This window comes from Paenibacillus sp. alder61, from assembly GCF_020179875.1.
Taxonomy (GTDB): Bacteria; Bacillota; Bacilli; order Paenibacillales; family Paenibacillaceae; genus Fontibacillus; species Fontibacillus faecis.
In genome coordinates, this window is sequence record NZ_JAIUDG010000029.1 from 31,064 (window position 1) to 44,310 (window position 13,247).

The 13,247-nt window shown below is 57.0% G+C and carries 11 protein-coding genes; 2 read left to right on the top strand and 9 right to left on the bottom strand.

Annotated elements, in window-relative coordinates; all coding sequences use genetic code 11:
- Positions 1 to 26: 26 nt before the first annotated feature.
- Together LBW89_RS24220 and LBW89_RS24225 are read left to right on the top strand one after the other, a co-directional pair.
- Positions 27 to 2,132: a transglycosylase domain-containing protein gene (locus LBW89_RS24220; RefSeq protein WP_148454381.1), complete on the top strand. Its 2,106-nt coding sequence runs from the start codon at positions 27 to 29 to the stop codon at positions 2,130 to 2,132.
- A 382-nt stretch (positions 2,133 to 2,514) separates the two neighbouring features.
- Positions 2,515 to 3,234 (top strand): DNA-3-methyladenine glycosylase, encoded by a 720-nt coding sequence (locus tag LBW89_RS24225; RefSeq protein ID WP_148454379.1) that lies wholly within the window; start codon positions 2,515 to 2,517, stop codon positions 3,232 to 3,234.
- Positions 3,235 to 3,255: 21 nt separating this feature from the next.
- Here LBW89_RS24225 and LBW89_RS24230 read toward each other — a convergent pair whose 3' ends face one another.
- From LBW89_RS24230 to LBW89_RS24270, 9 genes are all read right to left on the bottom strand, one after another.
- The gene (locus tag LBW89_RS24230) at positions 3,256 to 4,320 is read right to left on the bottom strand and encodes a protein-glutamate methylesterase/protein-glutamine glutaminase (protein WP_148454377.1); all 1,065 of its coding nucleotides are present in this window, start codon (positions 4,318 to 4,320) and stop codon (positions 3,256 to 3,258) included.
- 30 nt (positions 4,321 to 4,350) lie between these two features.
- Positions 4,351 to 5,151 carry a CheR family methyltransferase gene (locus LBW89_RS24235; RefSeq protein WP_148454375.1) on the bottom strand — a complete coding sequence of 267 codons (801 nt, stop codon included), beginning with the start codon at positions 5,149 to 5,151 and terminating at the stop codon, positions 4,351 to 4,353.
- A gap of 5 nt (positions 5,152 to 5,156) precedes the next feature.
- Positions 5,157 to 7,310 (bottom strand): chemotaxis protein CheA, encoded by a 2,154-nt coding sequence (locus LBW89_RS24240; RefSeq protein ID WP_148454373.1) that lies wholly within the window; start codon positions 7,308 to 7,310, stop codon positions 5,157 to 5,159.
- Between the two features lie 14 nt (positions 7,311 to 7,324).
- Positions 7,325 to 7,753: a chemotaxis protein CheW gene (locus tag LBW89_RS24245; RefSeq protein WP_148454371.1), complete on the bottom strand. Its 429-nt coding sequence runs from the start codon at positions 7,751 to 7,753 to the stop codon at positions 7,325 to 7,327.
- Positions 7,754 to 7,774: 21 nt separating this feature from the next.
- Positions 7,775 to 9,760 (bottom strand): methyl-accepting chemotaxis protein, encoded by a 1,986-nt coding sequence (locus tag LBW89_RS24250; RefSeq protein ID WP_170287116.1) that lies wholly within the window; start codon positions 9,758 to 9,760, stop codon positions 7,775 to 7,777.
- A 16-nt stretch (positions 9,761 to 9,776) separates the two neighbouring features.
- Positions 9,777 to 11,372 (bottom strand): methyl-accepting chemotaxis protein, encoded by a 1,596-nt coding sequence (locus LBW89_RS24255; protein WP_148454369.1) that lies wholly within the window; start codon positions 11,370 to 11,372, stop codon positions 9,777 to 9,779.
- 144 nt (positions 11,373 to 11,516) lie between these two features.
- Complete coding sequence (locus LBW89_RS24260) at positions 11,517 to 11,879, bottom strand: response regulator (RefSeq protein ID WP_373317769.1); 363 nt, start codon at positions 11,877 to 11,879, stop codon at positions 11,517 to 11,519.
- Positions 11,880 to 11,892: 13 nt separating this feature from the next.
- Positions 11,893 to 12,345: a chemotaxis protein CheX gene (locus LBW89_RS24265; RefSeq protein ID WP_148454365.1), complete on the bottom strand. Its 453-nt coding sequence runs from the start codon at positions 12,343 to 12,345 to the stop codon at positions 11,893 to 11,895.
- A gap of 215 nt (positions 12,346 to 12,560) precedes the next feature.
- Positions 12,561 to 13,232, bottom strand: a complete 672-nt coding sequence (locus LBW89_RS24270) for a response regulator transcription factor (RefSeq protein ID WP_148454363.1) — start codon at positions 13,230 to 13,232, stop codon at positions 12,561 to 12,563.
- Positions 13,233 to 13,247: the final 15 nt, after the last annotated feature.

Consider the following 13,247-nt stretch of genomic DNA (forward strand, 5'->3'; position numbering starts at 1 on the left):
CTGATCGTAAAAGAACAAAGATCGAGATGGAAGTATACCTGAAGTTTGGAAGGAGGCGCCCGCCCTTGCAAAGACTTATCCGAAGCGGCGGCAAAAAAAAACCGAAACGCCGCGGCCTGGGGCTGTGGCTGAAGTGGCTGGGAGCGCTCGGTCTCATCGGCCTTTGCGCCGCCGGGGCCCTGCTCCTCTATTTGTTCCAAGCGGATCTGCCCCTCGCGAACTCGGACAAAAACTCCGTACTGCTGGACGCGCAGGGCAAGGAAATCGCCGTGTTTTCGGACGGGCAGCGAAACCGGAAAAGCGTCGCTCTGTCGGAGATTTCCCCCTGGCTGGTCCAAGCGACGCTGGCGACCGAGGACAGGCAGTTCTATGACCATTTCGGCTTCGACCTCAAGGGCATGGCTCGTGCGGCCTTCGTCAACCTGAAAGGGATGGGCAAGCTGCAGGGGGCCAGCACCTTGACCCAGCAGCTTGCCCGGAATCTGTATTTATCCCACGAGCGAACCTGGTCCCGGAAATTGCGGGAAGCGATGTATACGACGCAGTTGGAGATGAAATACAGCAAAGACGATATATTAAGGATGTATTTGAACGAAATTTACTACGGGCACGGAGCTTACGGGATCGAGGCGGCTTCGCAGCTGTATTTCGGCAAGCCCGCCAAAGAGCTCACCCTGGCGGAGAGCGCCCTGCTGGCGGGAGTTCCCAAAGGACCGACCTATTATTCGCCCTTTAATCATATGAAAAATGCAAAGGACCGGCAGAAAACCGTTCTTTCCGTCATGGTTGAAACGGGGGCCATTACGCAGCGGGAAGCCGACAAAGCCTATGCCGAGCTTCTGACCTTCCGCACGCGCGAGGAGCGGGCGATGACGAGCCAAGCCCCCTATTTCCGGGACTATGTCCGGAGCGTGGTCGTCGGCGAACTCGGCATCGACGAAAGCCTGCTGGAGCATGGCGGACTGCGCATCTACTCCACCCTCGATATGACCGCGCAGCAGGCGGCGGAAACCGCGGTCGCTTCCGAACTCGCCGGCTCGCCGGAACTCGAGGGGGCGCTTGTCTCCATCGACCCGCGGACCGGGGAGATCAAGGCGCTCGTAGGCGGCCGTAACTATACGGAAAGCCAATATAACCACGCGTTTGCCACGACCCGGCAGCCGGGTTCGAGCTTCAAGCCGATCATGTATTTATCGGCGCTGGCCTCCGGCAAGCTGACTAGCGCGAGCAAGTTCAGCAGCGAGCCAACGTTGTTCCATTACGATGACAACCGCAAAACTTACAGCCCGAGAAATTTCGGCGACAAATACCTGGGCGACATCGACATGCGCCAGGCGATCGCGGCCTCGGACAACATTTACGCCGTCAACACGATCCTGACGATCGGGGCCGAGCAGGTCATCGAACTTGGGCGGAAAATGGGCATTACGAGCCCGCTCCAAGCCGTGCCCTCCCTGGCGCTCGGCACCTCGCCGGTCAGTCCGTTCGAGATGGCGACCTCCTTTGCGGTTATCAGCAACCAGGGGCGCAGCGTCAAGCCGTTCGCCGTGCAGAAAATTACCGATTCCGAGGGGCATGTCTTATATGAAGCTTCCGCCCCGAAAGCGGAAAAAATCGTGGAGCCGGCGGCCGCCTATGTGCTGACCCGGTTAATGGAGAGCGTGTTCGAGACCGGAGGCACCGGCAACCGGGTATCGGCCGAAATTAAAAGGCCGGTCGCCGGGAAAACCGGCACGACCAGCACGGATGCCTGGCTGGTCGGCTTCACGCCGGAGCTGTCGACGGCCGTCTGGGTCGGCTACGACAAGGGCAAGACGCTCGGCACGGCCGAGTCGCGCAAAGCGGCGCCCATCTTCGCCAAGTTTACGGAGAAAGCGCTGGAGAAGGTGCCGCCGAAGATTTTTCCGATGCCGGACGATGTGGTCAGCGTCTATATCGATGCCGCCACCGGCAAGCTGGCCACCCCCGATTGCCCGTCCAAAAAGCTCGAGGTGTTCGTCCGGGGCACGGAACCCGCCGAATTCTGCAGCGAGCACGGCGGCGGGGAGGAACCCGCCAAGCCGCTTCCGGTGCAGAAGAAGGAGGAAAGCCGCTCCTGGTGGAGCGACCTGAAGCGCTGGTGGATGGAGTAGCGTAAAAGGCGGCCAAAGGCCGGTGTCGCCCGGCGGCGTAGATAATAACGGGAGTTCCTCCCGTTAAATTTAACTAGGTCGAACCGGATTGATGAATAGATGGAAAAACTCCCGCTAAATCGCACCCGATCGGCAGATTTTCGCCATGTGGGGGCAATTAGCGGGAGTTTTTCCAGGTAATTGAGCCGTTTAGGACAATGACCCGGCATTTAGCTCCGCTTTTTCCCGTTAATGGTATAACGGTGAGGGGGAGCATACATGCTTGCGCATAAAGAGGCGGATTGAGTAACATGGACTCATGTAACTCATGAACTCATGAACTCATGGAGCTCATGAATCTCATGAATTCCTGTTATCAGACCCGATGGGAGTGGATGCTGCTATGACGGGCCAACCCGGCAAGTCCGATTCGGCAAGTTTTCAGTCGGGAGAGCTGCTCCCGCTATCTTTTTATGCCGTCTCCGCCCTGGAAGCGGCGCCCCGGCTCCTCGGACAAGTCCTTGTCCGGGAGACCGCGGAGGGGACGATCCGCTGCCGGATCGTCGAGACGGAGAGCTACGGCGGCATCGAGGACAAGGGCAGCCACGCCTACGGCGGCCGCCGGACCGCCCGCACCGAGATTATGTTCGGCGAGGGCGGGGCCGCTTACATCTACCTGATCTACGGCATGTACCACTGCCTGAACGTGGTCACCGGCCCGCCGGACGATCCGCAGGCCGTCCTGATCCGGGCGGTGGAGCCGCTCACGCCGGGCGACGAGGCGCTCATGCGTGCCCGCCGCGGCTCCCGCGCGCGCCGGCCCGTGGACTTGTCGGGGGGTCCCGGCAAACTGTGCCGGGCCCTGGAGATCGACAAGTCGCTGAACGGCGCGCTGCTGCACCGCAGCGACAGCCCTCTCCGCCTGGAGGCGGGCTGGCCCGGTCCCGGGCGCGCCCCGGCGGCGGCGCCCGGCGGCGAGGCCGCGCCCCCGCCCGCGGTCATCGCGGCGCCGCGCATCAACATCGCCTACGCGGCGGAATACGCCGACCTGCCGTGGCGGTTCTATTACCGAGACAATCCGTATGTCTCGGTCATCGACAAAGAGAGGGGCGTTCCCTATTGATCCGGGAACGCCCCTCTTGGTTTAATGTCCGGTCAATTGCCGGATTTTGGCGGCGATGACCGTCAACGGAACGACATGGTCGACGCACCCCAGGTTGATCGCCGCCCGCGGCATTCCGAAGACGACGCAGGTTTCCTGCGCCTCCGCAATCGTCGATTCGGCGCCCTGACGCTTCGCCTGCGCCATCGCTTTCGCACCGTCGCTGCCCATACCGGTCATAAGCACAAAGTGTTTTTTCAGGCCGGTCAACGCGGTCACCGACTCGAACATCACATCGACGGCGGGACGATGGCCGTTTTGCGGCGGCTCCTGATTCAGGACAATCCGGACCTCCCGCTGCTTCCGGACCAAGGTCATATGATAGCCGCCGGGCGCGATGTAGGCCGTCCCTCCTTGCACCACCTGACCGTCCTCCGCCTCTACGACGCGGATCCGGCACAAGTTGTTCAGCCGCTGCGCCAAAGACAGCGTGAACTTCGCGGGCATATGCTGCACGACAAGCACAGGATGCGAAAAATCCGCCGGCAGCCCGGTCAGTACCGTTTCAAGCGCTTTCGGTCCGCCGGTGGAAGTGCCGATCGCCACGACTTGCGAGAACTCTTTCGTTCCTTCCGTCGCGGCACGCTTCGGCTCCCAGGCGGTCTGCCGGGTAACGCCCCGGCGCGCCGCAATCAGCACCGATAACGGGGTGCGCGCGGCCGCCTTGATTTTGCCGACGATCTCTTCCTTCGCCCCGGCCAGCCCGGCGGTCGCCGTACCCGAAGGCTTCGGAATAAAATCGACCGCCCCGCTCTGCAAGGCGGTAATCGTTTCCTCGGCCCCTTCCCGGGTCAGGGAACTGAGCATAATGACACGCGTCGGCAATTCCTCCATGATTTTCCCCAACGCTTCAATGCCGTTCATTTCGGGCATCTCGATATCCATCGTCACCACATCGGGCCGGAGCTCCTTGACCATTCTCACGCCTTCCGCCCCGTTCCGCGCGGTGCCGATCACTTCAATATCCGCATCTTCTTCGACCAGCCGAACGATCATTCTTCGCATAAACAGCGAATCGTCTACGACGAGTACCTTGATTTTTCCCATGACTGGTATCTTCCTTTGTTATGTGATCTGTTAACGGGCCAAACGTTTTCTGTAGAAAAAGGTCTCCGTCGCCTCCAAATCATACTGCAGCGGTTGGAAAATCTGTTCGGTCCCCCCGATAAACAAGTAGCCCCCCGGCTTTAAAGCCTGGCTGAATTTGGAGAAGACGGTCTCCTTGGCTTCGTCGGTAAAATAAATGAGCACATTCCGGCAAACGATCAAGTCGAATCCCGTATCGTAAGCATCCGCCAATAAATTGTGCCTTTTGTACTGCACACAGCGTTTCAAGGAGTCCGAGACCAAATAACGTTCCCCTTGCTTGGTAAAAAATCGGTTCAAATGCGCCTGCGGCACGTCTTTGACCGCGGACGCCTGATAATTGCCGATCTTGGCCCGTTCAATCGCATTTTGGTCCAAGTCGCTGGCAAGAACTTGAACCTCCCGGAGGTCCATAAACTGGGAGAGGGCCATCGCGATGGAATACGGCTCCTCTCCCGTGGAACAGGCGGCGCTCCAGCATTTCAGCCGCGGACTGCGGCTGAGCAGCTCCGGGATGACCTTGTCCGCCAACACTTCCCATCGCTGCGGATTCCGGTAAAACTCGGACACATTGATGGTCATCTGATCCAGAAACTCGGCGTAAAGGGCGGGATCGGCGGAGAAAGCCTGAAAAAAGTCGCTAAAGCTCTTGTAGCCCCGGCGCTCCCGGAGACTGGTCAACCTCCGCTTCATCTGGGCTTCCTTATATAAAGCCAGATCGATCCCGGACTTGCCTTTAACCAGCTGAATAAACCGTTCGAAATCCTGATCCGGCTGTAGTGTACTATGCATCCCCATTATCCTCCTTGTGATACGGCGCCCTTTCCGCCGATTTTCCCGATCAGACCGGCGATTTCCATGATCAGTGCGACGCTGCCGTCTCCCAAAATCGTTCCTCCCGCGATCCCCGGCACCTTGCCGATGTAGGAACCGAGCGATTTGATCACAATTTCCTGGTTTCCGATCAACTCGTCCACCACCATCGCCAGCCTTTTTTCCGCCGACCCGACGATCACCAGAGAAATGTATGGCTTGTGCCCCTCCGGTTTCGGCAAACGGAAATATTCATGAATCCAGGCGACCGGGATCACCTGATTACGCAGCAGAATGACCGATTGTCCCCGTACCGTTTTGATGTCCTCCGGCGTCACGCGGACGATTTCCGCAATGTTGCTCATCGGGATAATGTAGGTCTGCCCGGTCAGTTTCACCAGCAGTCCTTCAATAATCGCCAGCGTTAAAGGCAGCTTGATTTTAAAGCAGGTCCCCTGCCCGACGGCGGTGTCGATTTCGATCAAGCCGTTCAGCTTCTCGATATGGCTCTTGACGATATCCATGCCGACGCCCCGGCCGGATACGTCACTGACGACCGCGGCGGTCGAAAACCCCGGACGGAAAATCAATTCGACGGACTCGCGCTCCGATAAGTAGGCGGCCTCCTCCTCGGTGATCACCCCTTTGCCGATCGCCGAGTTCCGCATCTTCAGCGCATCGATTCCGGCCCCGTCGTCTATCACATAAATGACGACCTGGTTATCCTCATGGGCAGCCCGGATCGTAAGGGTACCCTTGGCCGGTTTCCCTTTGGACTGGCGAATTTCCGGTTTCTCGATCCCGTGATCCAAGGCGTTGCGGATCAAGTGAATCAGGGGATCGGCAATCTCCTCGATAAGCGTCCGGTCCAGTTCGGTGTCTTTCCCCTCGATGACTAGCTCGATCTCTTTCCCCAGATCGCGCGACAAGTCGCGGATCATACGGGGGAAACGATTGAACAACTGCTCGATCGGCAGCATGCGGGTCTTCATCACGCTTTCCTGCAAATCCCCGATAATTCGCGAAAGATGATCGGAGATATGCCCCAGCTCCTCAACCGAGGGATCGTTGAAGCGTCTGCGCTGGACCCGCTCGACCTCATGAATGCGGGTCTGGTCGATCACCAGTTCGCCGACCAGGTTCATCAAATGCTCCAGGCGCTCAACGCTTACCCGGATGGTTTGGGTTTTGCCCTTGGCGGACGTTCCCGCTCCGCGCTCCTCGTTCCGCACGGGTTGTATGGCCGACATCGCCGGCTCCAGAGGAAGGGCCGCGGACAGCTGCGGCTGCACCAGCTCGAACTCCTCGGACGAAACCGCCTCGACTCTCGCCTCGGCGACATCCATCATGTCGGATACCAGCGTTTGCAGGTCTCCCGGACTTCGCCCCGAACCGGCGTGAAGGAAAGCGATATCCGCCGTTTCGCCGTTTTGCTCCGGGAGCTCCTCCATTTCGGGGCTGGCAAACAGCACTTCCCCCCACTCCGCCAGGCCGGACTGGATGACAAAAGCCCGGGCGCCTTTGATGGCGCAGGACTCCGCGATTCGCACGAAAATCCAGTGCACGTTCAGCCCCTGATCCAGGCATTCGCCGGCCTTCAAGCGAACATTCAACGGTAGTGGAGGCTTGGCGAAATCCGGCTCTTGAGCCTTAAAGCCCTCCATTCCGCCGAATTCGCCTGTCTCTGCTCCTGTCCCCGCCTTTGTCTCCGTTTCGGCTTCGCCGTTCACAATGGCCGCAGTTTCGCCGTCCGTCTCTTCTCCGCTGGCATAACTCCGCAGCTGCCGGACACAAACGGAAATATCGATCCCCGTTCCTCCGCCGCCATCGACGATATCCAGCTTCAGCAGCTTGAGATGGTCCAGGGCATAGAACAACCGGTCAATCAGTTTGCCGGTCACCCCCCGCTTGCCGCTGCGAACCAGATCCAGCAGCTGCTCCATTTCATGCGTCAAATTCTTCATGACATCATAGCCCATGGCGGCGGAGGAGCCTTTCAAGGTATGAGCGGCCCGAAACAGGCTCTGCACGACCTGCGAGCAGTCCTCTTCCTGCTCCAGTTTTAAAATCTCCTCGTCCATCAGTTGAAGCTGTTCCTCCAGCTCCTCCAGGAAAACCTCTCTATATTCAGACAGCACCCCGGTTGGCCCCCTTATTCATGCAGAAGAACTTCGTCCAGCCGTAAAATGCCGACCAGTCTGCTCTCCGCAAGCCCGATTCCTGTGAAAAAGCTCCCCTGCACGCCTCCGACCCGTTCCGGAGGAGGCTGAATGTCCGAAAATGTGGTGACCTTGTTAACGCGGTCGACGATAATCCCGACCGCCTCCTCCTGATGGTGAATAACGACGATTCTGCTGCTCTTCGTGAAGGGAACCTCTTCGCTGCCGAAGAAGCAGCGAAGGCTGATGACGGGGACGATCCGCCCCCGCAGATTGATCACGCCTTTCACGTAGTCCTTGACGTTGGGAATTGCGGTAATATCCTGTATTTTAATGATTTCGTGAATGTCTTCGATCCGGATCGCGTACTGCTCCTGCTCGATTCCGAATTCAACGTACTGCTCCTGACCGCTCGCCTGCATGATTTCTCTACCTCCGCATGATCAGATTTTGAACGCCGCAGCCATGCGGTTCAATTCCTCGGCCAGTTCGGCCAGCGCGCCCGCCGTCGTCGCCGTTTCCTCGCTGCTTGCCGCCGTTTCTTCCGTCGCGGCCGAGATATTCTCGATGGCGGACACCACATCGGTCGCCTGGGCCGCCTGCTCCTCGCTCGCGGCGGCGATTTCCATCACCCGGCTGGCGGATTCGCTGATCATCGCAGCGATATGATCGAACGCTTCCCCGGATTTGCCGGTGGAGACCACCCCGGCTTCCACCGCTCTCACGGTTTCCGCCGTATTGTGCTGCATGCCCTTGATGATGCCTGCAATCTGTTTCGTCGCCTCCCCGCTGCGTTCGGCCAATTTCCGGACCTCGTCGGCGACGACGGCAAACCCGCGTCCCTGCTCTCCAGCCCGGGCCGCTTCAATCGCGGCGTTCAGCGCAAGCAGGTTGGTCTGCTCGGCGATATCGTCGATGACCTCGATAATTTCACCGATCCGGCTGGAGTCCTCTTCCAAGCGGAGGACCTGGCGGCTGACCGTCCCCATCTCTTCGATCGAACGCTGTACGACCGTCCCGCCTTTCGCGGCTATACCTGCCGTTTTGTTGGTCAATTCCGACGCCGACGCCGCGCTGGCGGCTACGGCATTGATCGCGCCCGACAGCTCTTTGAACAGCTCATTGATCGTCTGCACCGAATACGCCTGGTCTCCGCTGCCCGAGGCCAGCTCCTCCGCGCTTGCCGAGATTTGCTGGGAAGCGGCGGCGACCTGGGCGGCGTTTTGACTCACCTGTCCCAGCATGGAGCCCATGCTCCGGGTAATTTCTTGGAATACCCTGCCCAATACGCCGATTTCATCGCCTCGGCGCAGCAGCCTTTCCGGCAGCTCTTTCGTGAAATCGCCGCGGGCCATGTATTCCCCGACCTCCACGGTCCGGTTGAGCGGTTTAACGATACTGCCGGTCAGCCAGACGATAACCGCGCCAAGCAAGAGGGTGGTGATGACTCCGACGAGAATAATCGTGGTCAGCAGCCGATCCGAGTCCGCCGTAATTTCCTTCATGGGAATGACCGTAGCCACCGACCACGGCGTTTCGGTCTGTCCGATCGAGATCGGCGTGTACAGGAGATAGGACCCTTCCCAGTTTGACGAATAGCTGGCGCCGCCTTGAATCGAGGTCATAATGTCCTGTACATCCGCCGTAGGGAAAGCTTCGCTCAATTTCTTCCCGACGGCTTCCCGGTCGGGATTCGTCACGATGGTTCCCTCATGGGAATAGAGGTGGGCAAAACCGGTATCGTACAACTTAAACTGGCTCATCATCGTTTGCAGATATTCCAGCTCCAGATCCACCCCCACGACCCCGACGACCTTGCCGTCTTCTTTTACCGGCACGGTGATGGACGTCATCATGACCTCCTTCCCTTCAATGGTAAAGCTGTAGGGGTCCAGGATGACTTCCTTGCCGCTGTTTCGGGATAGCAGGTAGTAATCCCCCGCCCCCTGAACCTCATAATTCTCACTTGCCGTCAGCCTGGAGCCGCTTCCGGTTCTTTGATAGTAGGACAGCAATCTTCCGGTCTCGTCCGATCCGGGTTTGTTGCGGTAGGCTTCATCCTTGCCGTCGAACGCGTTCGGTTCCCAAACCGTCCAGGCCCCGATATAAGAGGGGTTGTTATCCAGCATATTTTTAAGCATCGCATTGACCGTTTCCCGGCTGACCGTATTCGTCCGCTTCATACTCTGGAACGCGTCGGCCAGGTTCCGGGCGGAAACGATCGTGTTGTCAAACTCCTTCTGTACTTCTACTCCAATCTTCTCCCCGGATACTTTGGAGAGTTCCATGGCTGAGTCGATCGCCTCGTTCCGAGTACTGATACTGACAAAGGTCACTAGGAAACCGAGCAGGAGAACAATAGCCCCGAGGATGGTCAGCAACATACGGGCTCTTAGTTTCATGGAGAATGCCGCTTGCTTTAATTTCACGTTAGACACCGCCTCATTATGAATTCAACTTGAACACCGAAATGGTATGATTCAGTTCTTCCGCCAGCCCCGACAAAGACTGCGCCGCGGAAGCGGTCTCCTCGCAGCTCGCCGCGGCTTCCTCGGTAGCGGCCGAAATACTCTCGACGGCAGCCATAACCTCGGTGGTTTGGGCGGCCTGCTGTTGGCTCGCCGCGGCAATTTCCGTCACTTTACCCGCCGACTCGTTGATTTTGTTGATGATCAATTCGAAGGCCTCGCCGGTTTGTTTGGAGTACGCCACGCCGTCCCGGGTCGCCTTGACGCTGTGACGCGTATTTTCCTGCATCCCTTTAATGATGGTTGTGATTTGTTTGGTGGCCTCTCCGCTCCGTTCCGCGAGTTTGCGGACCTCATCCGCCACGACCGCAAAGCCGCGGCCCTGGTCACCCGCACGAGCCGCTTCAATCGCCGCGTTCAGGGCAAGCAAATTCGTTTGTTCCGCAATATCGTCGATCACTTCGATAATTTCACCGATCCGATTCGAATCTTCCTCCAGCTTGGCTACTTGTTCATTCACGACATTCATCCCATCCACCGAAGAGCGGACCACTTTACCGCCCTGCTCGGCGATGTCCATCGTATCGGCGGAAATGTCCGACGCCTGTTCCGCAATCCGGGCCACAGAGTGGGTGGCTGCCGACAATTCTTTGAACAGCTCGTTGATCGTTTGTGCCGCGTGCGCTTGGCTGGTGCTTCCTCCGGCAATTTCCTCGGTGCTGGCCGAGATTTGCTGAGCCGCTGCCGAAACGCCTCCCGCGGAAGAGACCACACCGCCGACGATCGTACGCAGCCCGCCGATCATGTTGTTCATGGCGGCGGCAAGCTGTCCGACTTCGTCCTTGCTCGAGATGTCGATCGTGTCCCGAAGGTCTCCCTCGGATACCCGCTCAACAAGATCCACGACCCGGCGCAGCGGTCCGGAAATGCTTCGGGACAGCACAAGGCCGAAAGAGATGCTCAGGATAATGGAAGCCACCAGAACCAAGATCGTGATGTTCCTGGAAGTCTCATATAACTGCTTGCCTTCCACATTACGTTCCTCGGCCAGTTGGACATTTATTTTCACCAGATCCTGCAGGCCGGCCATCACTTCATCCCCGGTCGTTTCCAGATCCCCCTTCAAAAATGCAAGGAATTCTTCGGTTTTTTGCGCGTTGATAAGTTCCCTTGACTGGTCGACCAGCTTCTTATAAGACTCCCAGACCGGCACGAATGCATCCAGCATCTCCAACTCTTTGGGGGTCAACACGGTCCCTCTGTACTGGGCGACGCTTTGGTCGACCTCGCTCATGAAGCTGTCGATCTTCTGGCTGTATTCCTCCCGATCGGCTTGCGTCTCCGATAACAACCACATATCGCGGATGTTTACGCGCAAACGCTGGTACATCCCATAGGCGTCGGACACGTCTCTTACAGTAACCAAATTATTGTCATACATATCCGAAAGGCTGTCGCTCATCTTATTCAAACTGTTCAAACCAAAGTACCCCACAAACACCAGCATGACAGACATAAACAAGAACCCCAGATTTAGCTTTGCTGCAACCTTCAAGTTACGGTACCATCCCATGTCTTATCCCTCGCTATCCTCGTCTTTGATCTGCTCCAATTCCGCTTCCAAGTGCTCCAAGATCTTCTCGAGATCTTCCCCCGACAAGTGTTCGTTATGATGAGAACGAATAAAATTCACTGTGATACCCGCCTTTGCCTCTTGTTAAGCTCCCAGGGTCTTGCGAATGGATTCCAGCACCCGTTCTTCCTGAAACGGTTTCACAATAAAATCCTTGGCCCCCGCCTGGAGGGACTCTACCACCATTGTTTGCTGCCCCATTGCCGAACACATGATGATCTTTGCGTTGGGGTCCAACTTCTTGATTTGTCTGACAGCCTCCACGCCTTCCATGATCGGCATCGTGATATCCATCGTCACCAAATCGGGTGACAAGCTGCGATATTTCTCCACCGCTTCCTGCCCGTTCTCGGCTTCGCCGACAATCTCGTATCCGTTTTTGCTCAATATTCCCTTTAACATCAAACGCATAAATGCGGCGTCATCTACAACCAATATCTTTTTCATCAAAATTTCCCCCTTAGCCTTGAAGCAATAATATGGTGTTCACCGGTCCGACAGCCTCAAGCTCCACCGCGATTTTAATTCCCCGGTTAAAGCCGTACATTTGCATTTGCCCCACCATGATGGTCGGCGGCGTGATATCGATGCGCTTTCCGCGGTTGGCGAGCAGAGTGGACGTGTTGCCGGCAATCATATTGGCCATTTCCCCAACGAAGCTGTGGAGCATCTCTCCTTCCAGCGGCATGCCGAACATACTTTGGCTTAAATGCGTAAAAATCCGGCTCTCCCCTTCGATAATCAACCGGCCTTCCAAGTCTCCCACAATACCGACCAAAACGCCGACATCGCTCTGAATCAAGGTTTGGCTGAACAAAAGAGGCGCACCCACTTGGATTGGACAAGAGAATACATGCTGCATCGATTCTATGGCGCTGTTAAGCAGCTCCGTCGCCCCGTCATACTTTTGCACTATATTTTTACCTTCTTTCTGTGAGGAATGTCCTAAGTTATGTTTGATTTTCATGATACACGCGCCCCGACCCACGGTAACCGAAAAATTATTGCGGGGGTCCGCAAAAAAATTGCGGAATTATAGAGAATTATGTATATAAATGCGGAATTATGTCGAAAAAAAAAAGCCCCATAGGGACTTTTTACAGGACTTTAGAACTATTCAACCAGGCGTTATGATCTTGGGGGTACAGAAAAATCGGAGTCGGATAGCAGACCCAGGTTTTTAGCTTTCATAGCCGCTTCGATTCGGGATTTCACCCCCAATTTCTGAAAAAGACTGGTCAGCGTATATTCCAACGACCGTTGGCTCACCAGCATATTCTCGGCGATTTCTTTGTTGCTCTTGCCTCGGGCAATCTGTTTTAAAATATCGTATTCCTTGTTCGAGATAACCCCGATCCCCGATCCGCCCCCGGTCGCTTCCGCTTCTTGCACGGAGATTCTCCTCAGCTGTTTCACCAGCGTCAACGGCAGCACGGCCTCCCCGCGCAGAGCGCAACGTACCGAAGTTACCAGCTGCTCTTTATTCGAGGTCTTGAGAACGAAGCCGGAAATACCGGTCTCCACCATTAAATTGAAGTGATGGGTAAATTCAAAACCGGTATAGATCAGAACCGCCGTGTCCGGAGCGATAGCCAGCATTTGTTTGGCCAGGTCAATCCCGTTGAGGTGCGGCATGTGCAGATCAATCAGCATCAGCTCATACTCCTGCCGCCTGACCAATTCCATCGCTTTCTCCGCCGTTTCCGCCAGGTCAACCGCCATGTCCCCTTCCTGCTCCAGCAAGACCTTCGTCCCCGCCATCACGGCGGGATGGTCGTCCACCAGTAAAATTCTGATCATTTCCGCTTCCTCCTT

Bases quoted from the DNA above. Each gene is read 5' to 3' on its own strand.
- LBW89_RS24220 (WP_148454381.1), top strand. From the start codon at position 27: ATGGAAGTATACCTGAAGTTTGGAAGGAGGCGCCCGCCCTTGCAAAGA.
- LBW89_RS24255 (WP_148454369.1), bottom strand. From the start codon at position 11,372: ATGGGATGGTACCGTAACTTGAAGGTTGCAGCAAAGCTAAATCTGGGG.
- LBW89_RS24230 (WP_148454377.1), bottom strand. From the start codon at position 4,320: ATGGGAAAAATCAAGGTACTCGTCGTAGACGATTCGCTGTTTATGCGA.
- LBW89_RS24235 (WP_148454375.1), bottom strand. From the start codon at position 5,151: ATGCATAGTACACTACAGCCGGATCAGGATTTCGAACGGTTTATTCAG.
- LBW89_RS24245 (WP_148454371.1), bottom strand. From the start codon at position 7,753: ATGCAGGCGAGCGGTCAGGAGCAGTACGTTGAATTCGGAATCGAGCAG.
- LBW89_RS24225 (WP_148454379.1), top strand. From the start codon at position 2,515: ATGACGGGCCAACCCGGCAAGTCCGATTCGGCAAGTTTTCAGTCGGGA.
- LBW89_RS24260 (WP_373317769.1), bottom strand. From the start codon at position 11,879: ATGAAAAAGATATTGGTTGTAGATGACGCCGCATTTATGCGTTTGATG.
- LBW89_RS24270 (WP_148454363.1), bottom strand. From the start codon at position 13,232: ATGATCAGAATTTTACTGGTGGACGACCATCCCGCCGTGATGGCGGGG.